The organism is Schinkia azotoformans (assembly GCF_035811335.1).
Taxonomy (GTDB): domain Bacteria; phylum Bacillota; class Bacilli; order Bacillales; family Bacillaceae_J; genus Schinkia; species Schinkia azotoformans.
This window is the reverse complement of the sequence record NZ_JARSMD010000019.1, coordinates 89,183-114,374: the sequence shown is the minus strand read 5'-3', so window position 1 is coordinate 114,374 and position 25,192 is coordinate 89,183. Positions and strand designations below refer to the sequence as shown.

General features: G+C 36.2%; 25 protein-coding genes. 4 read left to right on the top strand and 21 right to left on the bottom strand.

Going from position 1 to position 25,192, the window contains the following annotated elements:
* Positions 1–91: 91 nt before the first annotated feature.
* Entirely contained in the window at positions 92–523 is a 432-nt protein-coding gene (locus P9E47_RS11420; RefSeq protein ID WP_003329192.1) for a universal stress protein, read from the top strand.
* 64 nt (positions 524–587) lie between these two features.
* Here P9E47_RS11420 and P9E47_RS11415 read toward each other — a convergent pair whose 3' ends face one another.
* The 20 genes from P9E47_RS11415 to P9E47_RS11320 form a co-directional block, all read right to left on the bottom strand.
* Positions 588–1,376, bottom strand: a complete 789-nt coding sequence (locus P9E47_RS11415; RefSeq protein WP_326163506.1) for a M15 family metallopeptidase — start codon at positions 1,374–1,376, stop codon at positions 588–590.
* Positions 1,377–1,460: 84 nt separating this feature from the next.
* Positions 1,461–2,840, bottom strand: a complete 1,380-nt coding sequence (locus tag P9E47_RS11410; protein WP_326163504.1) for a sensor histidine kinase — start codon at positions 2,838–2,840, stop codon at positions 1,461–1,463.
* Positions 2,837–3,535 carry a response regulator transcription factor gene (locus tag P9E47_RS11405; protein ID WP_326163503.1) on the bottom strand — a complete coding sequence of 233 codons (699 nt, stop codon included), beginning with the start codon at positions 3,533–3,535 and terminating at the stop codon, positions 2,837–2,839. The genes P9E47_RS11410 and P9E47_RS11405 overlap by 4 nt, the downstream gene beginning before the upstream one ends.
* A 124-nt stretch (positions 3,536–3,659) precedes the next feature.
* Positions 3,660–4,199 (bottom strand): hypothetical protein, encoded by a 540-nt coding sequence (locus tag P9E47_RS11400; RefSeq protein WP_003329187.1) that lies wholly within the window; start codon positions 4,197–4,199, stop codon positions 3,660–3,662.
* A gap of 114 nt (positions 4,200–4,313) precedes the next feature.
* Complete coding sequence (locus P9E47_RS11395) at positions 4,314–4,967, bottom strand: hypothetical protein (RefSeq protein ID WP_233276091.1); 654 nt, start codon at positions 4,965–4,967, stop codon at positions 4,314–4,316.
* Positions 4,968–4,983: 16 nt separating this feature from the next.
* Positions 4,984–5,901, bottom strand: a complete 918-nt coding sequence (locus P9E47_RS11390) for an ABC transporter ATP-binding protein (RefSeq protein WP_326163502.1) — start codon at positions 5,899–5,901, stop codon at positions 4,984–4,986.
* A complete protein-coding gene (locus tag P9E47_RS11385; protein ID WP_003329184.1) occupies positions 5,898–6,740 on the bottom strand; it encodes an ABC transporter permease in 843 nt (280 codons plus the stop codon). The genes P9E47_RS11390 and P9E47_RS11385 overlap by 4 nt, the downstream gene beginning before the upstream one ends.
* Positions 6,715–7,200 (bottom strand): nitrous oxide reductase accessory protein NosL, encoded by a 486-nt coding sequence (locus P9E47_RS11380; protein ID WP_003329183.1) that lies wholly within the window; start codon positions 7,198–7,200, stop codon positions 6,715–6,717. The genes P9E47_RS11385 and P9E47_RS11380 overlap by 26 nt, the downstream gene beginning before the upstream one ends.
* 20 nt (positions 7,201–7,220) lie before the next feature.
* Positions 7,221–8,621, bottom strand: a complete 1,401-nt coding sequence (gene nosD, locus P9E47_RS11375) for a nitrous oxide reductase family maturation protein NosD (protein ID WP_003329182.1) — start codon at positions 8,619–8,621, stop codon at positions 7,221–7,223.
* Entirely contained in the window at positions 8,600–9,184 is a 585-nt protein-coding gene (locus P9E47_RS11370) for a hypothetical protein (protein ID WP_326163501.1), read from the bottom strand. The genes nosD and P9E47_RS11370 overlap by 22 nt, the downstream gene beginning before the upstream one ends.
* A 113-nt stretch (positions 9,185–9,297) precedes the next feature.
* On the bottom strand, positions 9,298–11,148 hold the full coding sequence (gene nosZ / locus P9E47_RS11365) for a Sec-dependent nitrous-oxide reductase (protein WP_003329179.1): 1,851 nt from the start codon (positions 11,146–11,148) through the stop codon (positions 9,298–9,300).
* Positions 11,149–11,172: 24 nt separating this feature from the next.
* Positions 11,173–11,634, bottom strand: a complete 462-nt coding sequence (locus P9E47_RS11360) for a hypothetical protein (protein ID WP_003329178.1) — start codon at positions 11,632–11,634, stop codon at positions 11,173–11,175.
* Between the two features lie 306 nt (positions 11,635–11,940).
* Positions 11,941–12,675 (bottom strand): DNA polymerase beta superfamily protein, encoded by a 735-nt coding sequence (locus tag P9E47_RS11355; RefSeq protein ID WP_326163500.1) that lies wholly within the window; start codon positions 12,673–12,675, stop codon positions 11,941–11,943.
* An 86-nt stretch (positions 12,676–12,761) separates the two neighbouring features.
* Positions 12,762–14,801, bottom strand: coding sequence for a methyl-accepting chemotaxis protein (locus tag P9E47_RS11350; RefSeq protein WP_003329176.1), 2,040 nt, complete (start codon positions 14,799–14,801; stop codon positions 12,762–12,764).
* A 193-nt stretch (positions 14,802–14,994) separates the two neighbouring features.
* Positions 14,995–15,933, bottom strand: a complete 939-nt coding sequence (locus P9E47_RS11345; protein ID WP_326163498.1) for a hydroxymethylglutaryl-CoA lyase — start codon at positions 15,931–15,933, stop codon at positions 14,995–14,997.
* A 10-nt stretch (positions 15,934–15,943) separates the two neighbouring features.
* Positions 15,944–17,152 carry a CaiB/BaiF CoA transferase family protein gene (locus tag P9E47_RS11340; RefSeq protein WP_003329174.1) on the bottom strand — a complete coding sequence of 403 codons (1,209 nt, stop codon included), beginning with the start codon at positions 17,150–17,152 and terminating at the stop codon, positions 15,944–15,946.
* A gap of 140 nt (positions 17,153–17,292) precedes the next feature.
* Entirely contained in the window at positions 17,293–18,360 is a 1,068-nt protein-coding gene (locus tag P9E47_RS11335; RefSeq protein WP_003329173.1) for an ABC transporter substrate-binding protein, read from the bottom strand.
* Positions 18,361–18,399: 39 nt separating this feature from the next.
* Positions 18,400–19,245: an ABC transporter permease gene (locus tag P9E47_RS11330; protein ID WP_003329172.1), complete on the bottom strand. Its 846-nt coding sequence runs from the start codon at positions 19,243–19,245 to the stop codon at positions 18,400–18,402.
* Positions 19,242–20,024, bottom strand: a complete 783-nt coding sequence (locus P9E47_RS11325) for an ABC transporter ATP-binding protein (RefSeq protein WP_407697182.1) — start codon at positions 20,022–20,024, stop codon at positions 19,242–19,244. Before P9E47_RS11325 ends, P9E47_RS11330 begins: the two co-directional genes overlap by 4 nt.
* 100 nt (positions 20,025–20,124) lie before the next feature.
* Complete coding sequence (locus P9E47_RS11320; protein WP_003329170.1) at positions 20,125–20,901, bottom strand: IclR family transcriptional regulator; 777 nt, start codon at positions 20,899–20,901, stop codon at positions 20,125–20,127.
* A 396-nt stretch (positions 20,902–21,297) separates the two neighbouring features.
* Between P9E47_RS11320 and P9E47_RS11315 the strand changes: the two genes are divergently transcribed.
* Genes P9E47_RS11315 through P9E47_RS11305 form a run of 3 tightly spaced genes read left to right on the top strand, consistent with a single transcriptional unit; the run spans position 21,298 to position 24,260 of the window.
* On the top strand, positions 21,298–22,545 hold the full coding sequence (locus P9E47_RS11315) for a 3-isopropylmalate dehydratase large subunit (RefSeq protein WP_003329168.1): 1,248 nt from the start codon (positions 21,298–21,300) through the stop codon (positions 22,543–22,545).
* Positions 22,545–23,042: a 3-isopropylmalate dehydratase small subunit gene (locus P9E47_RS11310; protein WP_003329167.1), complete on the top strand. Its 498-nt coding sequence runs from the start codon at positions 22,545–22,547 to the stop codon at positions 23,040–23,042. The genes P9E47_RS11315 and P9E47_RS11310 overlap by 1 nt, the downstream gene beginning before the upstream one ends.
* Before the next feature lie 30 nt (positions 23,043–23,072).
* Complete coding sequence (locus P9E47_RS11305) at positions 23,073–24,260, top strand: MFS transporter (protein ID WP_003329166.1); 1,188 nt, start codon at positions 23,073–23,075, stop codon at positions 24,258–24,260.
* A gap of 174 nt (positions 24,261–24,434) precedes the next feature.
* On the opposite strand, the gene P9E47_RS11300 is transcribed toward P9E47_RS11305, so the two are convergent.
* Entirely contained in the window at positions 24,435–25,124 is a 690-nt protein-coding gene (locus P9E47_RS11300; RefSeq protein ID WP_051678256.1) for a GntR family transcriptional regulator, read from the bottom strand.
* Positions 25,125–25,192 lie beyond the last annotated feature (68 nt).

Sequence of the window (25,192 nt, the reverse complement as noted above, 5' to 3'; positions counted from 1 at the left end):
TAACAAGCTTTAAAAATTCACACAACTTTAAAAAGTCTATCACTATTTAAATGGTAGAATAGTATTATAAATAGTAGAGGAGAGATTTCTAATGTTCTCAAAAGTACTTGTGGCTTATGATGGATCAGATTTAGCAAAAAAGGCTCTACAAATGGCAATGAAACTTTCTCAAGAGAATCCTGATTTGGGTGTCGAAATCGTACATGTTTACCAAATTCCCACAGTTGCAATTGGAGAGGGGGTTTATACCCCTTCCGCCCAGGCTGCTATGAACTACCTTGAAAATGCTCAAAAAGTCTTAGCTGAAGCCGAAGAATTAGTAGCAGGTACAATTAAGAATTTCAATGTAACATTAAAAGAAGGAAATATTGCGAGAAATTTATTGGATCATGCCAATGAGACAGGATGTGATTTTATATTGATAGGCAGTCGCGGACTTAGCGGCATAAAGGAATATTTTCTTGGCAGTGTCAGCCACAATGTTGTTCAAAAATCTAATGTACCAGTTTTAATCGTTAAATAATATTAAAGAAGGAAAACCTCCTTGGCGGATTTATGCAGCCTAGGAGGTTTTGATATTATGATTGTTATCGTTGTGCTAGATATTCTTCAAAAGTATATCCATTTTCATAAATTACTGTTGCCACATCCTTGCCAACATAACGAATATGCCAAGGCTCGTAAATATAGCCAGTTATGTCTTCTTTCTCTTTTGGATAGCGAATAATAAAACCATACTTATGAGCGTTGTTCTTTAACCAAATTCCTTCTTTTGTTTCACCAAACTCTTCTATTAAATCATATCCAACATACTTGGATGTTACATCCATGGCTAGTCCTGTTTGATGTTCACTTTGTCCAGCCTCGGCACTCACTCTTCTGGCTTCCTTTTCCCCTTTTTTGGCAACATTTGAAGCAAAAATTGCTTCCTGTCTTGAATAGGAACGATATCCAGAAGCACCTAATAATTCAATTTGCTCCTCTTTTGCCGCAGCAAATAGTTCTTCTAGGGCTTCTGCAGCAGCTTTGCGGACATAGCGTTTAGGGATGTCCTCTTCAAAAGAAAAAGGAATATTTGGTGCAACTAAATCGCTAGGTTCATAATCTTCAGGTAGTGTATTTTTCTTATTTACTAAAACTAATAGATCATCTGAGTTTGAAACCACTTTGATAACTTCATCTTTCTTTTCAATACTGTCTGTATTTTCTTGAGGTGTTTCTTTTTTTATTGGCTGCTTTGCTACTTCAGAGTCGATTAATTTTTCCTCAATTGGAACAGCGGCATCTACACTTTGCGCACTACTATTAATGATTTCAGCATTGCTACAACCAGTTAGTACCAGCCCTATCGTTAATGCGATAAATGGCTTTTTCATTATTTATAACTCCTTTTAATCTATTTTTCAAATTCTATTATATTATAATTCTCATGTCAACGAATGACAATTTTCTACTATTTTTTATAAAAAACTTGGTAATCTGATAGAAAAGCTAGTTCCCTTGCCAATTTCACTAGTAACTGAAATCGTTCCCTCATGTGCTTCCACAAATCCTTTTGCAATGGATAGACCCAAACCAGTCCCACCTTGATCCCGGTTTCTTGACGAGTCAGTTCGGGAAAAGCGGTCAAAAATTGTTGGTAAGATTTTCGGATCAATACCTGAACCTGTATCGGAAATCGTAATTACCACTTCACCTGTGTTTTTATCGTAATCCGAAAGAATCGTTATTTCACCGTTTCGTGGTGTATGTCTAAGCGCATTATCCAATATATTAACAATGACCTGCGTCATCCTGTCCTCATCTAATGGAAGTATAATTTCTTTAATCAGTAAACGTTTTTTAAGTGTGATATTTTTGTCATCAGTTAAAGCAAGGAAGTTTGAAATAACTTTATCAAGGAATTGATTCACATTTAAAGGCGCTTTGTTTAGCGGAAGTTTCCCCGCTTCTGCTAAAGACAACTGTTGAAGATTGTTAACTAAACGGGAAAGCCGGTAAACTTCATCAACAAGAAGCATAATTTCTTTTTCGTTCGCTTCAATCACACCCTCCTGGATAGATTCGAGTTTTCCACGAATAATCGCCAGTGGTGTTCGAAGTTCATGGGCCACATCTGCCATCAGATTTTGTCTAAGCCTTTCATTTTGCGCCAACTGTTCTGTCATATGATTGAAAGCTTGTACAAGATGGGAGAATTCATCCTTTTTATTCACCTCAACGCGAAATGAGGTATCACCGGATGATACCTTCTCGATTCCTTTGAGTAATTTAGCGACCGGCTTTGTCAAACCTTTAGCAATGATAAAACCTACTGCAACAGCAATCAGGCTGCCAATCATTGTACCTAGTAAAATAGTAGAATTAGTTGAATGGATAAATTGCTTCACTAGATTTTGCTGGATTAAATCTTCTTCACGGATTATGATGAGCTCACCGACTTTTTTATTATTAAAAAGTAAGTCACGATGAATCCCTGGAACCTCCAAAGCCGGTTTTCCATTATATAATTGTTTAGAGTCAGCAATAATAACGCCTTTGGTGTTAGCTATTAATACTTGCAGATTGAGGAGCATCGGTGTTCCCACCATCCCCCCATGCCTTCTCCCCATCATCATTTGATTGGACTCTAGCACTTGTTCTACATTTTGAAAGCTATGATTTAATTCGTAATAGCTTTCGAAATATATCTCCAATCGATCAACTATTCCCATTTCCTGATTTACTAGAAATTGCTGAAATTCCGTTTTGATTTGATTTTGAAAATAAAAATACTGAAATAATCCCATCAATAATACAATTGTCGTTACCGCAAAAATTAATTTTGAGAGAAGCTTCATAGTTCTCCACCAAACCGATAGCCAATCCCATACATCGTATGGATATATGTGGGATTATGCGGGTCATTTTCCACCTTTCTTCTTAAATTGCTTACATGTGTATCAATAGAACGCTCATAATTGGCATAGGTTTCACCAAAGGCAGCATTCATTAATTGCAGGCGACTATAAACTCGTCCAGGCTTTTGCGCCAACATGGCCAAAATTTTGAATTCCGTCGGGGTTAAATTTACTCTTTTTCCACTGACAAAAACTTCGTATGTGGATAGATTAATCATGATCTCTCCATGCTCAAGGATTTCATCTTCATCTACATCTGAATCTTCATTTGTAGCTCTTCGTAAAACCGCCTTGATCCTTGCAGAAAGTTCCCGCAAACTAAATGGCTTTGTAATATAATCATCTGCTCCCATTTCTAAACCTACAATTTTATCAATCTCATCGGTCTTTGCGGTCAGCATAATGACAGGTAACTTCTTTTGAATTGAGCGGATTTCTTTAAGTGCTTCATAGCCATCCATTTCGGGCATCATGATGTCCAACAGCACCAGATCAATTTGATCATTTTTTACAGTTTGAACAGCACTGTCGCCATTTGCCGCCTCTACAGTTTCATAGCCCTCATTTTGTAAATAGGAAGATATCATTTCCCGAAGATTGTGTTCATCATCAACAACTAGTACTCTTTTAACCAATCAAATCACCTCTTTCATCTTAATTATAATGAATTTTCCCTTGGTAGATTGTGGACATTAGGGGAACATTAACAAAAGCCAAAGGCAATTTTTGCCCTTGGCTTATCTTTTAAATCCTATTATTTTACCACCACATTGGACCGGCACCCATTCGTCCTCGTCCCATTCCTGGATTTGCACCCGGCATCATGAAACATCCTCCACCTCTATGGTAGCCGGCACCTCCTGGGCCAACTCCTTCAGCATCAATCATATTCTCAACCATGGCCTTCATATTTTCCAGCATTAAATCTTTTTGCTCGTTAGTAATTGTTTTCGCCTTTACCATATCATCGAGCACGGTTTCCCTTTCAGCGATAACTGCTTTTACAACTTCAGCAGCACTAATATCCTTCTCATTCATTAGCTCTGCAATAGACTTTCCGTCCAAGCAGGCTTTATAAAGCTCATCACTAGTCATTCCCAGCTTTTCAGCAATGATTTCATGCATAGACCCTTGGAAATAAGAGCCCATGAACATTCCCATCCTTCCGTACATCGAAACATTGTTATTTGGTTGAACTTTTGCTGGAGCGTTCGCAGCTTCCCCCAGTGTCGGATTAGTCATCCCAAATGCCAATGTACCCACCATCACTGCGCCTAAAAACACCTTAAATCCTTTCATCACACATTCCACCTTTCTATAATTCTATTATTCTTTCTCTACCTTAATTATAGAAAATCATTTTATAGGTAACGTCAGGAAATTATTAAGGAATTGTTAAGATTTCAAGCTGTTTTAATGGTAAAAAATAGTTGTATCAATCATACCTACGGCTTCGACCAACAAATCATCAAATTCTTTTTTTGCATTGTATTTTAATGTTGCATCATCCTTTTGATCATTATATTTTTCTTTCTCTTCCTCTACTAATTTTTGTTTGACCTTTTCGGAATTTATTATAGTAAAGTAGCGTTGTTTCTCGTAATTCCAGAATTTCTCTTCGCCAAAGGAAGCAATCATTTCCTTGAAAGTTGCTGATGAGGATAATTCCTGCTTGATGGCTTTCATTCTTTGTTGCACTTCCTCCTCTGTAGCAGAGACCCCTTTTAAATCTGCTAAATAATCAACCGCTCTTAATTCTACAATCTGTGAAATCAGGGTTTGTTCTGGTGGACATGTATCATCTTTTGGCTTATTTGATAGTGCATTCTGTAGTTGAGCACGAAAACACTCATAATCCATTTCTTCCTGCGCTATTTTCTTTCCGCCGACGCTCGCATAAATCTGACCACTTTCATTTTGATTCTCATTTTGTTTTGCTGTTGTCACACTCGTTTTTTCACTCATACTCTTGTTTTGTTCAGCTGTTGCCGTTGATCCACTCTGATTATTACAGCCAGCCACAACGACTAAAAATATTAACAAAATAATGTATTTTAATATTTTCATTATTTTCACCTTCAATTTATGCATTCATTGTGTATCTCTTAGTTAAAATTTCTTGATAAATATCCTCTAATGTAACCTCTTTTATTTCAATATCCTTTATATTTTCGAACGATTGTAAAGCTTTCAAGGCTTTTAATTTTTCATCATAAGTACATGACAAAACATAGGAATCCTTTTGCACTTCAATTGGATAACTCAATTTATTTGTTAGTTCTGCTACATCTTGTATCCCCTTAAATGAAACCTTTATTTTCACTTCATCTTTAGCATTTCTTTTTAAATCTTGAATATTGCCAAGTGCAACTAGTTCGCCGTCACTCATAATACCGACCCGGTCAGCCAAATCCTCTACTTCACTTAAAATATGGGATGCGAAAATGATTGTTGTTCCTTCCTCATTTAGATGTTTGATAACTTTTTTGAATTGAATCGCCCAAAATGGGTCCAACCCTGATGTTGGTTCATCTAAAATTAACAAAGGTGATTTCGGTAAAAGGGCGATGGCAAATCCAATCCTCTGTGTCAGTCCCTTTGAAAAATCGCCTACTTTCTGATTTTTATAATCACTTAAACCGACTATTTCCAGCACCTCATCCTCATTTTTCTCCGAAATTTTTTGAAGCTCCGCAAAAAAATGAAGCGTTTCTTTTGCTGTCAGATGTGGGTACAAGGCCATAATTTCCGGCAAATAGGAAAATTGTTGTTTTGCATTTTTTTGAAATGGGGCTACATCAATTCCATTTATGCTAATTTGACCCGAGCTTTTTTGGATTAAACCCGTCAGCATTTTAATCAGTGTACTTTTACCTGCACCGTTATGACCTAATAAAGCAAAAATTTCACCCTGATTTATACTTAAGCTTATATTTTTTACTACTTCCTTTTTTCCATATATTTTTTTTACATTAGTAATACAAACGATAGGGTCTGTCATTTCAACACGCTCCTTTTAAAGAAAAACACTGTTAATAGAAGCGGAATGATGATCCATGCGAATATTCCACCCGTAAGCAGTATTTCACTTGAAACATTGGTAATCATCCGTGTTAACTCCACTAAACTTGGTCCAAAGATCGTTTCTCCTCCTAAATTTACAATTGCCAACGTTCTCACCGAATCAGTTGGATTGAATAGAATCGAGATTAGCAGAAACATCGCCATAGAAGTACCTTCAAACAGATTAGCGGCTGCCATGACGAGTAAATCGTAAATAAGGATAAGGAAAAACCAAATAATGGTACTTACAATAATGGCTGTTATTCTTTTCTTTGCAAGTACAGAAATTAGCATCGATATGCTTAAAAACGATAATACAAGGAGAATCGATAACATGACGAAAATTAAATATGACTTTGCATCTGCAATCGATACTTTAAAAGCAACAACCATCCCCATCAGACCAAAGCCAACAGTAATGGTGAGAATTAAAGCGGTGGCCATTCCACAATATTTCCCAACTATAAATTCAACAGCACTAATTGGTTTCGATAGCATTAAGTTCATCGTTCCGTGTTCCCGCTCCCCACTTATAGACGTACTACCCAATAAAAGCGTAATCATCGGAATTAGAAAGAGAATTAAGTTGAGTAAACTGGCCGTTGTCTTATTAAAGCTTTCAAACCCTAGTCCGGTACTTTTTATAATCCCCATGTAAATGATGGAAAAAGAAAGCACCATAAAAATAACTAAAAATGTATAAAACCAGCGATTACGAATGGAATCCAGCAATTCCTTTTCAATGAGCACTTTAATTGTGTGTATGTTCATTCTCATTATGACTGCTCCGCTCTTTTATTTTCTCTTTCACTTGATTCCACAACATCTTTTCACCACTGGATTCCGCTAAAAATTTCTCTGCATTTGTATGACTTGAAAAAGCAAGGAAACCATAATTCATGGGCGTCTCGACTTCGTCTGTAAAGACAAACGCTGCATCCTCAACTTGCACCCATTCTCTGCTATAAAAATCTCTGACATATGGTTGTCCAACTGGCAGGTTATCATTTATATACATGGTCATACAGCCAATATCATCGAATTTAGAAATTTGTCCGCTAGGCGTGACAATTTGGGTACTAAACTGGTTATCTTGCACCATCATTGTACAAGCCTCACAAATATCTACCTCCTCATCAATGGCCTCGGGCATAATGGTTCCTACCTGTCCGCAAGAAGCAAGCAGCAAAACGAGTAGAAAAAGAGAAAAGAAATTTCTTAAAATGTGTTTACCCATGCGATTCACCCCATTCAAAATCATCTGCCAAAACGAGTAGATAGGCGTACTAATAAACGAATGCTGAGAAGAACAACTACAAGTGAAACTAAAAAGGTAATCATTCCAGCTTTTTTACTTGTTTCAGTTTCCATACCTTCTAAAAATGCTCTAGAGTTTAGATCCTCTAAAAGTGGAAAAGGATCAACAACTTCAGCCCGTTCAATGACCGGAAACATTTTATCCACCGTCTGCAGCATTTTAGCAGTTGGACTTTCAACAAACAAACGAAAATGAGGGTATTTATACATAAAAAACTCAAAAGCCGATCCTGAATGATGCGCGTTGTCGCCAATTCCATCTTTTTCAATATCAATTCCTGAATAATCGCTCCAATAGTTTCCTCTATTTCCGTAATACCATTGATCATTTATTGTTATTTCATTAACCAACACCTGCTGAAGATTATCAATAAAGCTATTTTCATAGATAACATCATCCCAGTTACTACCGAGAACCTCCATTCCGATATCATTCTGAATGATGGTATTTTTCCTGAAGATGTTACCTCTCGATAAATCCGAATTAATGCCAATCGAATTATTAAAAAACAAATTATTTTCAACGATGCTATCTTCTACTGTTTGAAAAAACATCCCAAATGCCCTGTAGCCCCGATTGTTTTCAAAAATATTTTGTTCCATGTTAATCCTTTTCGAAAACATGATAGCGGCACCGGAAACATTGTTACTAAAATAATTGTTTTTAAAGCTATTGTCATTGGACCACATATAGTGCAACCCATAACGGATACCACTTATTTTATTATTAGTAACAATGGTCTTGTCTGAATGGTCAAAATACATACCATCCCGGACATCTGTAATTACATTTCCATCAATTGTATTATTTTTTGAATTAAAAAAATGAAATCCATTCCCACGTTCCGAAAACTTCTTATCTTTCAAACCATGTATTTCATTGTCTTTTATTAAATTACCTTCCGAACTATCAATATAAATGCCGAATAATACATCTTCAAATACATTATTCATGATTTTTGCATCATTCTTTTGATCAATTAATATTCCCGCATCATTATCAAGGAAATTATCACCGCTACCCTTAATTGTAAAACCGTTGATGACAACATTTGGACTTTTAATCGTAATGACATGTTTTTGCTTGTCGCCTTCAATAATGGCTTTATGTTTTTCAATAGATTCCAATGTTATAGATTTAATAATTTCTAGCTTTTCCTTATAGTTACCAGGGTAGACTTTAATGATGTCGCCATTTTTAGCCTGTTCTACTGCATCAGAAATAGTTTCGCACGATTTATCTTTTCCAACCTCAAGTTCTGCTGCATAGCTTTGTCCATCCATGAGGCAAAAAATTAGGATTGAAAAAAATACAGAAATCAGGCTGACTTTTTTGCCCATAATTTTTCACCCCATGTGCCGAGGAACACACCAATGGCGCTCAACACAAGGAAGTAAAAGCCACTTCGAAATGAACTATAAGTTGTAAAGTTAGCAAGTGTATTATCCCCAACAACAGGTGGTACAAATGGGTCTACTTTAATTGGTGCATCTGGAGATAAATTTGTTCCAAATGTATTAAGCCAATGATACATATCATACATACCTAGTGCGCCGCCGACTACGAATAAAAGACAAACAAGATAGGCTAGTTTTTTATATCCCAAAATGGCTGTTAAGGCTGTTAATATCACAATTCCCCAAATGATAAAAGGAATATATTGAAGTTCAGGAAATCCTTCTTCACTGATTTCTTCCATGCCAATATAGTGATTTAAGTTATTCAGAATATCAATTTCACCAGATAGTTTCGATGGATGGACAATAATTGCGAGACCTTCTGGATATTGTGGTGCTTCTAAATCTAAGCCCCACCATGGCAATAAGGAGGAAATGCCCAAAAGAACAGCTCCTATAATAATCAATACTCGGCTTATGATGGATAATTTTTTTGAAGTTTTCATTTTGACTCCTCCAGTTATCAGTAAAAGGGAGGATGTCTCCTCCCTAAAATATTGTCTAGCTCCAGCGCCCAGCGACTCGTATACTTCGCTTAACTAGCTTTAAGCTTTTCTTACTATTCTTTTGGTTTAACTAACATATAACCTTGCATTTCTTGGTGAAGCGCTGAACAGAAGTTTGTACAGTAGAATGGGAATACCCCTGGCTTGTCTGCTTTAAACTTAATTGTATTTGTTTGACCTGGTTGAACCTCAAAGTTAATGTCATATAAGTTAATACCAAATCCATGCGTGATGTCTTGGTCAAGGTCGATATTAGTTAAATGAATTGTAACTTCATCGCCCTCATTCACTTTAATTTCATCAGGATAAAAACGTGAGCGCACGGCAATTCCATAAACAGTCACTTTATTTCCATTTCTCTCAATTCTTGCATCTTCCTCAGACCAAATAGCATCAGGATTGTTTTCATCTTTTTCATAAATCTTCACCGGATTAATTTTGTCTGCCTTAATAATTTGGGCGTAGTGTGGCTCCGGATCAATTGGTGCTTCATTGATAATTTCCATTTTGTCACCCTCAATATCGATTAATTGCATATTTTCAGGATGTGATGGTCCAACTGGCAAGTGGCGGTCCTTAGCTAACTTATTCAATGCCACAAAGTATTTTCCATCCGGGCTTACCGTATCCCCTTCAGCAGCAGAGCCATGTCCAGGGCTGTAATGAACGGTTACCTTATCAAGAACCTTCCATTCTCCAATTTTCCATTTTGCAACGGTACTTTCAACGAAGTTTGTTGTGTAGGCATAGCCATCCGTTCCAAATTGTGTATGCAATGGTCCGAGTCCTGCTTCAACTTCTGCTGCCATGACAGAATTATAATTGACAACAGGAATACCTCTTACCTCGTCAGTAAAATCTTTATTTTCAACGGCTTGCTTAAACTTTTCAAAATCATACGCTGTTACAATTGGTGACAGTTTTCCATTTCCAACAAAGTATTTTCCATCAGGCGTAACGTCTACACCGTGCGGGCTTTTTGCAGCGGCTACTGCATAAACGATTCCTGGGGCTTTCTCAGGATCAATGACTTTTTGGCCGTTTACTTCTTCGAACTTGCCATCCTTCACTGCCTGCTCAGCAGCTTTCCAATTGATTGCAAGAATATAGTCTGTTTCATTTTTCGAAGCATTTACTTCTAGTAAATGGGTCGCCTCTTCTGTATTATATGTTGTTAAAAATGCCCATCCGTCTGAAGGACCTTTACCTGCATCAGATAGGTCAAAGTTCCATGGTGGCAGCTTTAATTGCCAAGCAGGTGTCATATGACCTGTTTTTTGATCAACACTAATTGCCTGTAGTGCACCATTATAGGACTCCTTATACTGTTCAAGCTCTTTATAAGAACCATCCATTGGGACAGAGAATCTCGTACCCATCATAAAATATTCAGTATTCGGTGTTACGAATACGGCGGAGTGTGGACCCATGATATTCGGAATTGGTCCAATAATTTGTTCTGTATGGAACGTTTTTAAGTTAATCATCGCTGCACGATTGTTTGCATTATCATTTATAAAAACAAATCTGCCATCATAATCACCATTTGTCTCACTTAATGACGGATGGTGGGCATCACCCCATGTAAAGCCACCCATCAACTCTTTCGTACGTTCATCATATCCATACCCTGTAGCTGAGTCTGGGGAAAATACTGGAATTGTACGAATTCTTCGTAATGATGGCACCCCGATAACAAACATTTGTCCAGAGTGACCGCCTGATGAAAACATATAGTATTCATCGTGCTGCCCTGGCGGCACAAATGCTTTATTTTGGGCAGATGCAATTTGCGAACTGCTCATTGTTGGGGCAGGGCCATCAGGTTGGATCACAATATTTCCGGCAACCATACCTGCAATAATCCCGATAACCATAGGGACATACCATTTACCAAATTTCATTACCTATACTCCTCCTCCGTAGTTTTATTGCTCACTGTATTCTTTTACAATACTAATAACCTTCTCTTTTTCCTCATCTGTTAGCGGTGTAGTTCCAAAAACCGCTGACATCGTTCCTTCCGGTTCTTCTAAAAATTCCTCTAATGATTTACCAAATCGATTCTTTACATCACCATAAGCAATCGCTAAATCTGGCGCTGTTCCATTTCCTTTAGCACCGATCGGGCTTACAGCATGGCAGGCAATACATCCTTTTTGTACCAGGATATTATCAGTGTGCTCTGCTAGATTAGGTTGTGCCGTTTCTGTAGTTTGTTCAGCTGTTTTATCTGTCACATCAGCTGCTTCCGAAGAATTTGTACTTTCTGTCTGTGGCGGTGGTTCAGTTGTTGCTACTTGCTTGTCATTATTAAATAATAAAGAAACCATAAATCCTACTACAATTCCAACCACTAAAAAGAGTATCCACCGAAAAACCTTATTCATAAATCTCCCCTCCCTCTCTCTTTAATTTCTTTGAGAAAACATTAAAGTAAAAATTCGCAAACCTTGCACATTATCTGCACAATTTCTGCATATTTCAACGATACCAATGGACGTATCCCGCAACCGTGATACAAATCACGAAATACTGTGTCGAATTTGTACAGTTTTTGTCAGAATTGTGTTAAAATTTCAATTAATTTATGTTGGAATTGTGTTGAAATTGTGATGAAATGGTGTTGTCGTACCTATTTGTGCTGAGTTTTTGGAAGATGGAGATGGTTCTATTCGGGGTGGGGGCATAGCCAATCAGCCCCCATTAAACGATTCAATCAATACGGTCTTCACACTTACTTTAATCAATTGCTCAAACTTTTCTTTTAGTGTCACATTAACCTCGACCGATTTATATACATCTTCAAGCGCTCTAATCACTTGTTCTTTTTTACGAATCATCTCTTCAAGTTGATCAAAGCCGTATTCGCCTAAACGGATATTTAATAGTAACTCCCGCACAGGGTCTTTTGCGTCATACTGCATCGCTTGTTCGAATGAGCTAAATGAGAATTTTTGATACCGATCTAAAAAATCAAGTATTCTATAAGAACTCATCGCATGTTTATAAGTTTTACCAGGAAGCTCCTTTCCTTTATCCCGATTAAATTCTTTCATTTTCTGCATATACATACCAAGGCAAGCATCATAAAGGTAAGGTAAATTCATTTTTGCAAGTTCATCTCGTAACACAATAATTTTGGAATATAGCTCCTGATCGTAGACTTCATATTCTTCTGAAAAAAGAACTTCCATGAAATTTACATTTGATTTATATAGTAAATTCGGCAGTTTTCGGATATCGTGGTATTCAATATCTTCATCATCACTAACAAAGGCTTTCGAATATTGGCCGCCTTCGTAAAGATCATCAAAATTAGGATAGAAAAATATTTTATAATCCTTATCTGAAAATTCATTATTCAAATTATAATTATGGCTACCTACCAGCGCTTTGAAACAGAGTTTTCTTTTTGACAAAAATATCACTCCCACATCATAAGCTTTACATTTATTCCATTATTTTGTCCAAAAAAAAATAGAGAGTCATTTTAGACTCCCCACCCATACCTAATTTAATCTCTAATTTCCTTCTCCTCTATTTCGATCGAACTTTCTTCTGAATTATCATCTAAATTTTCATCTTTCACAAAACTGCTATTCTCTAATTGGAACTTATTAACTTCCTCGAATAAAATTTTAGATAGTTTTAACAGATCAGCAGCAGATCGGTTAACCTCTTCGATTGCTTGAATTTGATTTTCGCTGCTTGCCGATACTTCTTCACTAAATGCTGCTGATTCTTGGGAAACAGCGCTTATTTCTTGCATAGCCGAGAACAAATCTTGCGAAGTTTTATTTACCGTTTCCAAGGCTCGACGGATTTCCACTGTACTTCCATCAATGACAGCAACTTGATTTACAATGTCGTCAAAAGAGTTAAGTGTATGAAGAACCGAATCTTTTTGCTTTGCATTATAGATTTCCAGCTTTTCAGCTTCCCTCGTTGAAATGGCAATTTTTTCGTTAATGGTGGCAATGACTTCTTGAATATTATTTGTTTCTTGTTTTGTTTTCTCAGCCAGTTTGCCTACTTCATTAGCAACAACTGAAAATCCTCTCCCAGCATCCCCAGCCCGAGCAGCCTCTATTGCAGCGTTTAGGGCAAGCAACCCTGAGTTTTCTGAAATCTCTCTTATTGTCTCTAGAATTTTTGAAATTTGGTACGACTGATCTGCAACCTCCTGAACACTATTAATTAGGGTTTGGGCAAGATCAGTATATTCTTTCGAAGTATGGTCGAGCTCATTTACAACTTTAATCCCAATTTGACCTTTTTCACTTGTTGTTTTTGCTTGGTGAGTAATTTGTTCAGCATGATCATTAACATTATTTATTTGGGTTAAAATTTCCTCTATTAATCTTGAGCCTAAATCTATATCATTCGATTGCTTTTGGGCCCCAGAAGCTATTTGTTCAATGGCTTCATTTACCTCATAAGTCTGTGTGGCAGTTTGATCAGATAAGGTAGACAATGCATTTGAAGAAGAAGATAGCTGTTCAGCTGCCTGTTTCACTTTTTGTAAAGATGTTTGAACATTATCCGCCATCTGATTGAATGCGTTTGCTACTTTTCCTATTTCATCCTTAGATGTTGCAACAACACGATGGGTTAAGTCACCCTTCCCGATAATTTCAGCCCCACTGTGAAGATCCATGACCGATTTTGAAATCGATTTAAAGATTAGATAACCTAATAAAAGAAGGATAAACAGCACGCCAGCACTTATACTAATCATAATAATGATTAGCAAATTCATTTGCTTTTCTTTGTATTGAAGAATCTCATTATTCTCTTCAGCCAACACTTCGTTTACTGATTGAACTTCTTTATTCAAATCAGATATTATTGTTTGAAATGTATTCGATGAAGAGATTTGGCTTATGATTAGTCGTTGAACCTCCATAAATGCATAAAGGTAGTTATCAAGTAGCTGTTTATCACTACTTGAGTAATTTGCATTTGTTGCGATGTGATTAGTAAGCTCCTGTGAAAGTTTAGAATATTCATTTACAGGTATGTGATCAGCGATAAAATCTTTTTCAATCATTCGGAGCGCTTGATATAACTGAACTGCTTTTGAATCGCCTTTTGCCTTGATCGCCGACTCTAATTTACCGGCGGCCTCATTTAGTTTTCCTTTCATACCAGAAGTCGGATTATAGCCTAATTCTTGTTGCCTATTGACTAGCTCCCGGAAACGACTATCATACATCGTGGAAAATTGAAGCAGCATACGAGTACTATCCTTAATCTTCTCTTCATCACTCAATTGACCAAGTGTTTCAACTGTTGATTTAAGCTGTGTAATCTCCTGTTCCACGAGTTTTACATTTTCTTCATCAAATGATTGTAAAAATTCCGTTTCATTAACCCGCGCTTGGTTAGCGTGAATTATAATATCCTTTCCCAACCCTACTGCCTGAATAACGCGTTCAATTTTTTCATCCATAACACCCAGCCTATTAAACGCATAAAAGACGGCACCTAGTAATAACGCTAATCCGATAACTGCAGTGATAATAATTCCTAATATTTTTTTTTGTATAGTCATACACTCTACCTCATAAAATATTTTTTCTTTATTTTAAAGCTCTTCCAATTTACTTAATATTATAAATTTTATAATAGATATGTCGTTAATTCAATTTTTTTCTATATTTTTATAATTTTTTATTTGTGAAAGTAATTAGAAGGCTTCACTCCCATAAGAAAAGGATAGCTGGCATTAACCAACTATCCTTTTCTTAACCAATTTTTTCTTGACATTTCGGTGCTAAATGTAGATCTGAACATTTCCCTGCTTTCAATATAAAGCTATTTGAGTATACCGGAAATCTTTCTTGGAGTGCTTTACCAATTAATATTACCTTGTCTAAATCAATTCCAGTTTGGACCCCCATTTCCTCAAATCCATGAATAATGTCTTCAGATGCAATGTTTCCACTTGCATTTGGGGCATAAGGGCAACCGCCAAGCCCTGCAACTGAACTATCAAAATCCGTTATTCCTTCTTCAAAACCTGCCACAGCATTTGCAAAAGCCATGCCGCGAGTATTATGGAGGTGCATCGAGAATTTTAGTTCAGGATATAGATCCCTAATTTGGCCGACAATTCTTTTTACTTTTACCGGATTTGCCATACCAGTTGTATCAGCTAGAGAGATATCGTAAATTCCTAGATCAATATATCTCTTACAAATCTCTGAAATTCTTTCAATTGGAACATCACCTTCGTACGGACAGCCAAATATAACCGAAATAGACCCAGAAACGATGATTGATGAATGCTGTGCACGGGTGACTAGCGGTTCAAATTCTTTCATAGCATCGAAAGTTTTTCTATTTGCATTACTGAGACTGTGTGAATCAGTAGCGGATAACATTAACTTCACCTTATCCACCCCGGCCTCCATTGCTCTTTCTAAACCTTTTAGGTTCGGAACCAAAGCTCGTAACTTAACATCCTTTCTACGATTGATTCCATTTAACACTTCTGAAGCATCCTTTAACTGAGGGATAGCTTTAGGATGAACAAAAGATGTAACCTCAATTTGACTATAACCACAATTCATCAATTGATTAATAATTTCTATTTTATCCTCTGTTGATATGATTTCAGGCAAACTTTGAAAACCATCCCGTGGACAAACTTCAGTTATTATTATTTCTTTAGGAATGTTCATAGATTCCTCCTTAAATAATCTTGGATTCTTTTAATTTAGCAATCTCTTCTTCGCTATAATTTAGTAACTCACACAAAATTTCATTGTTATGCTCACCCAAATCCGGTCCTACATTACGAACCGCTCCTGGCGTTTCAGAGAATTTCGGTACAATTCCCGGCATTTTTACCTTCCCCAGGCGTGGATGATCTACTTCTATGATATTTTCTCTTTGTTTATAATGTTCATCTTCAAATATATCCTTAATGCTGTAAATTGGGCTAATAGGAACACCATGTTCATCTAAATACTTTTGCAAATCATCACGATTAAAAGTTTTTACCCAATCCGCTACAATTCCATTTGTTAAATCAAAATTTTGTAATCGTACTGAGTTAGTATAAAATCTTTCATCCTCCAACATATCAGCTCTATTCATCGCATGTGCAAGTCTTTCAAATGTTCGGTCAGAGCTAGTCACAAGTACTATCCAGTATCCATCTTTAGTCTGGAAAGTACCAGCAGGACTGGAATGTCCACTTAACCCCGGTGAACGTTCTTTAATTGTTCCGTTTTGGTCATATTCCGCAACCAAGAACTCCATCAATCTGAAAACTGATTCATAAAGGCCTATATCAATGTACTGCCCTGTTCCTTCCTCATTTGTATCACGATAATATAATGCTGTAACAGTTGCAAAAGCTACATAAATCCCTGTAATATAATCCGTTAATGAAAAAGAAGGACTAATTGGAGGTCGGTCTTCGTATCCGTGCAAATACGTAAATCCACTATATGCTGTTGCAGGTGTACCAAATCCAGCCTTTGGGGCATTAGGACCGGTTTGCCCATATCCCGTAACACGGGTCATAATAAGATTTGGATTTTCTTTTTTTAATTGTTCGTAGCCAATACCCCATTTTTCCAACGTTCCTGGTCTGAAATTTTCAATTACTACATCTGAAGCTCTAGCTAATTTACGAAGTATTTCTTTTCCTTCTTTTGTATGCAAATCTAGAGTTAATGATTTTTTATTTCTGGCAAGACCCGGCCATCTTAACGGTTCATCACCATGAAATGGACCCATACCTCTTAAAGAATCACCCTTACCAGGCATTTCGACTTTGATCACTTCTGCACCAAAATCCCCCAATAAGGTAGCTCCAAAAGGTGCTGCAATCATTGTAGATAAGTCAAGAATCCTTACTCCAGATAAGGGACCAAAGTTTGTTTTCTTCATAATAGTAGTTCCCTCCATTATAGGATAAGAAAACACTCACAAGTTCCTGGCACAATGTTTGGGGATCAAAACATAAGAGGAGAATCTGTAAGTGTTTTCTAGTTTAATAGCTTACTTTACATTTATTAGCAAATTAAGATCTATTGCTGTACCTTTTCAGCAAAACTGTTGTTTACGACTTGATCATATGGCACATCAATACCCTCGAAGGAAATATTCATATCATATCCTTCTTTTGTAACAATTGGGCTAGTTGCAAATGCAGGATAATTATTTTCAAAAGCTATATCAAACACATTTGCCTCAATGTCTTCAAAAGACTTTTTCAAAATTTCCTTTGATCCTGCTTTATCAGTTTTAATAAAATTTTCTGCCTTGGCTATAGCGCGTGTCATCTTTTCAAATAGTTCAGGATTAGACTCCATTTTATCTTTTTTTGCTACTAATCCTGTATATAGGAATCCGTCTAATTCCTTAATATCGCCTTTAGATAAATTAATTAGCATAAAACCATCATTCATTACGCCCATATCAGCAGTTGGTGAAGAAAATGCAAAAGCATCAATTTGTTTTTGTTTAAAAGAAGGTATTACTGCTTCACTCTTACCAAGTGGAACTAATTGTACATCTTTATCCGGATTAATATTTTCCATTGAAAGTAGGTAACGGACTAATTTGTCACTTGAACTTCCAGGCGATGTTATTGCTATTTTTAGTCCCTTTAATGCATTAATTTTTTCAGAGATTGAAGAATTTTCAGTAATACCTTTTTCTTCAGCAATCTCTTTACGAATTACAACGTTCGAAGCATACTGGTTCATTAATGTAGCAAAAATTTGAACATCTTGTCCCTTTTCAGCGGCATCCATTACATTCCCTAATGTAGTACCCCCGATTTCAACACTACCACCGATAACAGCCGCCATTACCTTAGAGCCTCCACCGGCTATGATTACTTCTACATCAAGGCCCTCATCAGCGAAGAAACCTTTCTGCTCCGCAACATAGATTGGTGCAAATAAAAACCCGTGAGTAGTTTGAGCTATCGTGACTTTTTGTTTTTCTGCTGATGGTGCTGCTTGTTCTTGATCCCCTTCTTTTGCTGGCTCTGTACTACTTTGGTTAGTTTGTCCCCCGCCGCCACAAGCAGTAATGAATAACAGCATTAACCCAATTACTAAACTTAAAACAACATTTTTCTTACGCATAAACTCTTCTCCTCCTCTTTTATATAAAAAAATTTTTTATTAATTATTTGTTATTTTCCAACGTAGAAAATGTTTCTCAGCAGCACCTATTATAAAGTTAACTGTTACTCCCATTACCATAAGAATTAATACTGCGGCAAATGTTCCAGCAGTATCAAACTGCCCCGCAGAGTAGCTGATAAGGTATCCAACTCCACGGTTTGATGCTGTGATTTCTCCCACTACTGCGCCAATTAATGCATATGGTACTGACATCTTAAAACCTACAAAAACCCAATTAAGAGCAGATGGGATAGTCACCTTCATCAAAATTTGTCTCTCTGTTGCACCCATTAAACGAATGCTATCTATTAAATCACTATCAACGTTTTTTACTCCTGCATAAGTATTAAAGAATACTAGATAAAAAACAATGACTGCAGCAAACACTATTTTCATTTCAATTCCAATACCAAACCAAAGAATAAATAGTGGCGCTAATGCAACTTTCGGTAAACTATAAAGCGCCATAATGAAAGGGTCTAAAAGTTTCGCCCCAAACTCCCAGCGTCCTAAAATAAAACCTAAAATCGCTCCTGCGGATGCTCCAATGATAAAACCTATTACCATTTCCTGCGTTGTAATTCCTATGTGGAAAAATAACTCCCCTGCTAGTACCCAAGTATATAGTGTTTGGAATATATCACTAGGTTCGCTGATCCAAAATTTATCTACTATTGAACCAGAAACTAATTCCCAGATTACTAGAATTGTTACAAGCAAAGCTAAGCGCATACCCGCAAGTTTTAATTTTTCCTTTGTCCGGTTCATTTTCACATCATCGTCCAAGTTAATATGTTCTTTTGATAAATTTGACTCTTTTGTGTTAGCTACTGTTGCACTCATCCAACATTCCCCTCCTCAATAAATTCTTCTTTTAAAGCCTCCCAAAGTTTTGCATGAACATTTGCAAACTCATCTGTGAAGCGGACATTAAAAGTATCCCGTGGTCGAGGTATATTAACATCTTGAATTAACTTAATAGTTCCAGGTCTTTTACTAAAAACTGCTACCCGGTCACCAAGTGTTATCGCTTCTTCTAAATCATGTGTAACAAATATGATTGTTTTTTTGGTTTCTTTCCAAATCTGGAGTAATTTATCTTGGAGTATTAATCTTAATTGTGCATCAAGTGCTCCAAAAGGTTCATCCATCAATAATGTCTCAGGATGATAAGCAAGTATTTTCGCAAGACTTACTCTTTTGCGCATACCACCTGATAGTTCTTGAGGATAATGCTTTTCGAACCCTTTCAAACCAACCATTTCAATATATTTAGCGCTTTCTATTTCACGTTCTTTCGCACTAACACCTTTGATCTCGAGACCGATTTCTACATTTTGCTTGACTGTACGCCAAGGCAATAAGTTATCTTTCTGTGTCATATAGCCCACATTCGTATTTGTTTTTTCAACCAACTTGCCTCGATAGTAAATTTCACCACCATTAGATTTCATCAACCCAGCACACATGTTTAAAACTGTAGATTTTCCACATCCACTGGGGCCGATAACGGTAATGAATTCTCCTTCTTGAATATCCAAATTAATATTTTGAGCCGCCCAAAATGATTTTCCCTCTCTAGTAAACCGTTTTGAAACATTATTAAATTGAATCAAGTCCATTCCTCCCTACATCCTTTTTGTTTTTATTCACTATTGTCATCATGCTAATAATTGTAATCGTTTGCATTTAACCATCCACTACCCTTTAAAAGGCAATGGATCAAGTAGAAATAGGAGCTTTCTTAATCGGCTTTGTATATCCTAGATCACTTGAAATTCTGGAACTTGCTTCAAGAACTTCACTTATAAAATTTTGAACCTTCTCTTCAGTAAATCTCACAAGAGGACCAGAAATTGTAACACCTGCAATTACATTTCCCGTATAATCCCTGATTGGTGCTGATACAGAAGCTGTCCCCTCTAATCGTTCACTAAAGCTGGCTGCATACCCTTTTTCCCTTATTTCAAAAAGCTCCAGCTTTAATTTGTTCATCTCTTCTACTGTCATATTTTCTCTTTCTTCATTTAATATCTCTATTACTTTATCATTATCACAAAAAGCTAGTAGAAGCTTCCCAGATGCACCTTTTGACAAGGGAAGGAGTCTACCTATTTCTGAAACTTTCCTCAATGCTTGGTTACCATCAATGCGTTCAATACATACTCTGTGATTTCCTTGAACAATGTTTATATTTACAGTTTCTTTCGTTTTATCTGAAAGCTCTTTCATAATTGGCTTTGCAATATCGATTAATTCTAATGAACTTTGAACAACATTTCCAAGATCTAATAATCTAAGACCGAGTTTATATTCATATGTAGAATGAATTTTTTCAACCATTCCCTTTGATTCTAAAGAAGCTAGCAATCGAAAAATTGTAGATTTTGTTAACCCCGTCTTCTGACTGATTTCAGGTACTGTTAGAACTGGTTCATTTACTGTAAAGCAGGTTAAAATATCGATTGCCCTTTCAACTGAACGAACAGTTTCACTCATATATATCCCTCCTCTATTATAAAATTTAGTTTATGGTATTTTTCTAAAGAAATCCACATAGTGGAATAGAAATTTAATAATTTATTTATTTGTTTCGCTTGGTGGATTTATAATCCGTCTGGCGATTTGTTGTTTTCATGTTAAAACAATCCAACAAGGTTGTCAACAAAAAATTCTAAAAATTTAAATAGGTTATGTCAATATTTTATAAGATTTTTCATAAAACGCGACCTAAAACAGCGCTTATCCTTATCTATTTGCTTTAAACATGAATTTTTCATTTAAATTCATGTTCTAAATTTTCTAAATAATCATTGACAGGTTTCTTTTTTGTACCGTAGAATGAATTTAAAATCCACCATACGGATTACAGTTTTTATTTAAGGAGGTTTTAATATGGGTCAAACAATGATCGAAAAGATTATTTCTTCTCACGCGGGTAAAGATATATCTCAAAATCAAATCGCTATCGTTGATGTTGATATGGTTATGGCATCAGACACCACAGCACCCTTAACAATAAAAAGTTTTAAAGAAATGGGGGGAATTAATGTTTGGGATTGTTCGAAAGTAGTATTTGTGATCGATCACGCGGCACCTGCTCCTAATGAACGTATTGCGAATCTTCATTCATTAATGAGAGACTTTGCAAAAAAACAAAGTATTATTCTTTATGATGCTGGTGATGGCATTTGTCACCAATTGATGGTTGAAAATCAACATGTTAAGCCTGGACAATTGGTACTTGGGGCTGATTCACATACATGTACGTATGGGGCATTAGGAGCTTTTGCAACCGGTGTAGGATCTACTGATTTAGCAGCCGTACTATTAACAGGGAAAACTTGGATTAAGGTTCCCGAAACAATAAAGATACAATTAAATGGAACGTTACAACCTGGTGTCTCTGCCAAAGATTTAATTTTATTTATAGTAGGCCATTTAGGAATCGATGGTGCTACATATAAAGCTATCGAATTTACAGGTGAAGCAATTAAGGAATTAAGTTTGGACAGTCGTTTAACAATAGCTAATATGGCAATCGAAATGGGGGCAAAAGCAGGTTTTGTAGATACAAATGGTCTAAAACTACCTTATGATTTTGAAAATATTAAGGCCGATGATGATGCAATCTACGATTCTGTGCATGTATTTGATGTTTCTCAACTAGAACCTCAAGTAGCTATCCCTCATTCACCTGATAATGTAAAACCAATTACTGAAGTAGAAGGAGTTGCCATCAATCAAGCTTTTTTAGGAAGTTGTACAAATGGTAGATTAGAAGACTTACATGAAGCCGCTAAAATATTAAAGGGTAAAAAGATTCATCCTAATGTACGTATGATCATTGCTGCGGCTTCAATGGATGTCCATATTAAGGCTGTTCAAGACGGAACAGCCGAAACATTAATGCGTTCAGGAGCGACCTTCCTTCCATCCGGCTGTGGCCCTTGCGTAGGAACACACCTCGGTGTGCCTGGTAATGAAGAAGGCATTATTTCTTCAACTAACCGAAATTTCAGAGGACGAATGGGAAATCGAAATTCAAATGTATACCTAGCTTCCCCAGCAACGGTTGCTGCGTCGGCACTATATGGAAAAATAACAAATCCAAAATTACTATTGGAGGGGGCTATAAAATAATGATTTTTACTGGAACATCACATGTTTATGGAAACGATATTGATACTGACAGAATAATACCAGGAAAATATACCAAAACATTAAATATGCAAGAATTAGCGGATCATGTTTTTGAAGATTTAGACCCTGATTTTCGTTCAAAACTCGTACCTGGCGATATTTTAGTTGCAGGAACTAACTTTGGATGCGGTTCATCAAGAGAACAGGCACCTTTAGCATTAAAGAATGCAGGTGTATCAGTTGTTATAGCACGGTCATTTGCCCGAATTTTTTTTCGTAATGCTATCAATATCGGTTTACCGATTCTAGAAATTAAGGATCACACTATTAATGATAAAGATAAGTTGGAAGTTAATTTAAGCACTGGTGAAGTGAAGAACCTAACTACTGAAGAAACACATAAAGGAACTGAAATGCCATCAGTTATGATTGATATTATTAATGATGGCGGGCTAGTACAGTATTTTAAGAAGAGAGGAACATATCAATTATCTTAAAAAATACCTTTTGTAAAAAGTGGTGTTAAGATGAAAGTCTTTAAAGTAGTTTGTATCTGTACTATTTATGTTTTGATGATTATGGGGACACGTCCAACTGTCTCCTTATTTGCTCATGAGTTAGGAGCATCGATTAATCATATTGGTTTAATTACTAGTCTATTTTCTATAATTCCTTTACTTTTTGCGATTCCACTTGGTAAAAAAATCGATCATCTAAACTCTAAGATTACTTTATTATTGGGTGGATATTTAGGAGTTTTGGGTATAGTATTACCTGGTTTCTTTCCGAACTTTTTGGGTTTATACTTATCACAGCTTATTGCTGGGTCAGCACAGACCGTTTTAATTTTATCTGCACAGGACTATATTGGAAGAATTTCAACGAAGAAAAATAGAAATCAGTATGTATCATGGTTTAGTTTTGGAGTAGCGGTAGGAACATTGGCCGGGCCTCTTTTTAGCGGAATTATCGCCGATCTTTTTAGTTTCCAGATAACCTTTTTAATTTTAGCGGGTATTGGATTCATCAGTTGTATAATTATACATCTTGTCCCTAATGAATATCCTATTAAAAGTAAAAAAAGCCCTATCCCTACATCAAAAACTAAATCAACTTTTGTTGATTTACTAAAGATACCAAGTTTAAGATTAGCATTATTATTTAGTGCCCTGATTTTGTTTGCAAAAGACATTTATTTAACTTTCTTCCCACTACTTGGTTTACAATTCGGTTATAGCAATTCTACCATCGGGTTATTATTGGCGATAAACGGAATTGCCAGTGTAATTATTAGGTTTTATCTAGCTCCAATTACAAATCGATTCGGTACGTTTAATGTTTTTATCGGCTCCATGATCATTAGTTGTGTAGCGTATATTGCACTACCATTCTTTCCGCAAATTGTTATTGCCTGTATAATAGCCTTTATACTTGGAATTGGATTAGGCATTGGACAACCATTATCCATTTCTTTAACGATTGATAATGCAATAAATGGCCGTGTGGCTGAAGCTTTAGGTATTCGCCTTACTGTAAATCGTTTGACTCAAGTTATTACACCAGCCATATTTGGCATACTGGCTAATCTCATTGGACTGATTTATATTTTTTTAGTAAGCTCTACAGTTATTGCACTTGGTACTGGCATAGCAGGTCATAATAAGAATAATCGAAAGACAGACGTTATGGAAGATAGCCGGGTTAAATCTATTTAAAATAAAAATACATTCTTTTCATACAAAAGACAGGCGCAAATTTGGCCTGTCTTATAGTTTTAATCCTAGAGCAGTTGTACTATTTTCATTTACTTAAACACAGATCTCTTACTTTCGATAAAAAAATAAAGTTCAAATAAATTTTATTTGAACTTAGATAATTTAAATAATATCCTATTTAATAGCTTTTCGATTTTGAAAAGCTATTAATGTATTTATTCTGTGATTACGAACAACTTCTTCAATCTCATGTAATGGCGCACTTTCTTTAATAAGGTTCAAAATAGTATCATGTTCTTCGATGGATTGGCGTGCCCGCTGTGGAACAATTGTAAAAATCGAGCGGCGCAAACGGTCGAGCCGTTGTTGAGCTTGTCCAATCTGATCAATCAAAAAGGTATTTCCACACTTTTCAAAGATAATCGCATGAAACTTCCGATTATAATGACTGATCGTTTCAAACTCAAAATTATTCAGTGCCTCAGCCATTAGTTTATTAAGCTGTTGTAGTTCCTCTAGATTTTGGACAGTTATATGTCTAGCACTTAAAGACGTCGCATATCCTTCTAAAATGGCAATAACGGAAAGCACTTCAACATATTCTGTTTCATTGATTACGCTTACGATGGCTCCACTATATGGTTTATATTGGATTAAACCATCGGACTCCAGGTTGCGAATGGCTTCCCGAATTGGAATTGTACTAGTTCCAAGCTCTTTAGCCAATTGGTCGATGACAATTCGTTGACCAGGAACATAGACGCCGTCCAGAATCTTTGATCGTAAAAACTCGTACGCATATTGTGTTTTACTCATGGCAGGATTGGGATTTAGGTTTTGGTTTGTGTTTTGATTATTTTCCATGGCTTTACCATATAACAAATCGTATATGATATCAAGTGTTTTTTTATCCTTTTTAAATTTTTTACTCT

Excerpts from the sequence above, each read along its gene's own strand:
- P9E47_RS11420 (WP_003329192.1), top strand. The coding sequence starts at position 92 with ATGTTCTCAAAAGTACTTGTGGCTTATGATGGATCAGATTTAGCAAAA.
- P9E47_RS11415 (WP_326163506.1), bottom strand. The coding sequence starts at position 1,376 with ATGAAAAAGCCATTTATCGCATTAACGATAGGGCTGGTACTAACTGGT.
- P9E47_RS11410 (WP_326163504.1), bottom strand. The coding sequence starts at position 2,840 with ATGAAGCTTCTCTCAAAATTAATTTTTGCGGTAACGACAATTGTATTA.
- P9E47_RS11400 (WP_003329187.1), bottom strand. The coding sequence starts at position 4,199 with ATGAAAGGATTTAAGGTGTTTTTAGGCGCAGTGATGGTGGGTACATTG.
- P9E47_RS11395 (WP_233276091.1), bottom strand. The coding sequence starts at position 4,967 with ATGAAAATATTAAAATACATTATTTTGTTAATATTTTTAGTCGTTGTG.
- P9E47_RS11390 (WP_326163502.1), bottom strand. The coding sequence starts at position 5,901 with ATGACAGACCCTATCGTTTGTATTACTAATGTAAAAAAAATATATGGA.
- P9E47_RS11385 (WP_003329184.1), bottom strand. The coding sequence starts at position 6,740 with ATGAGAATGAACATACACACAATTAAAGTGCTCATTGAAAAGGAATTG.
- P9E47_RS11380 (WP_003329183.1), bottom strand. The coding sequence starts at position 7,200 with ATGGGTAAACACATTTTAAGAAATTTCTTTTCTCTTTTTCTACTCGTT.
- nosD (WP_003329182.1), bottom strand. The coding sequence starts at position 8,621 with ATGGGCAAAAAAGTCAGCCTGATTTCTGTATTTTTTTCAATCCTAATT.
- P9E47_RS11370 (WP_326163501.1), bottom strand. The coding sequence starts at position 9,184 with ATGAAAACTTCAAAAAAATTATCCATCATAAGCCGAGTATTGATTATT.
- nosZ (WP_003329179.1), bottom strand. The coding sequence starts at position 11,148 with ATGAAATTTGGTAAATGGTATGTCCCTATGGTTATCGGGATTATTGCA.
- P9E47_RS11360 (WP_003329178.1), bottom strand. The coding sequence starts at position 11,634 with ATGAATAAGGTTTTTCGGTGGATACTCTTTTTAGTGGTTGGAATTGTA.
- P9E47_RS11350 (WP_003329176.1), bottom strand. The coding sequence starts at position 14,801 with ATGACTATACAAAAAAAAATATTAGGAATTATTATCACTGCAGTTATC.
- P9E47_RS11345 (WP_326163498.1), bottom strand. The coding sequence starts at position 15,933 with ATGAACATTCCTAAAGAAATAATAATAACTGAAGTTTGTCCACGGGAT.
- P9E47_RS11340 (WP_003329174.1), bottom strand. The coding sequence starts at position 17,152 with ATGAAGAAAACAAACTTTGGTCCCTTATCTGGAGTAAGGATTCTTGAC.
- P9E47_RS11335 (WP_003329173.1), bottom strand. The coding sequence starts at position 18,360 with ATGCGTAAGAAAAATGTTGTTTTAAGTTTAGTAATTGGGTTAATGCTG.
- P9E47_RS11330 (WP_003329172.1), bottom strand. The coding sequence starts at position 19,245 with ATGAGTGCAACAGTAGCTAACACAAAAGAGTCAAATTTATCAAAAGAA.
- P9E47_RS11325 (WP_407697182.1), bottom strand. The coding sequence starts at position 20,024 with ATGGACTTGATTCAATTTAATAATGTTTCAAAACGGTTTACTAGAGAG.
- P9E47_RS11320 (WP_003329170.1), bottom strand. The coding sequence starts at position 20,901 with ATGAGTGAAACTGTTCGTTCAGTTGAAAGGGCAATCGATATTTTAACC.
- P9E47_RS11315 (WP_003329168.1), top strand. The coding sequence starts at position 21,298 with ATGGGTCAAACAATGATCGAAAAGATTATTTCTTCTCACGCGGGTAAA.
- P9E47_RS11310 (WP_003329167.1), top strand. The coding sequence starts at position 22,545 with ATGATTTTTACTGGAACATCACATGTTTATGGAAACGATATTGATACT.
- P9E47_RS11305 (WP_003329166.1), top strand. The coding sequence starts at position 23,073 with ATGAAAGTCTTTAAAGTAGTTTGTATCTGTACTATTTATGTTTTGATG.
- P9E47_RS11300 (WP_051678256.1), bottom strand. The coding sequence starts at position 25,124 with ATGGAAAATAATCAAAACACAAACCAAAACCTAAATCCCAATCCTGCC.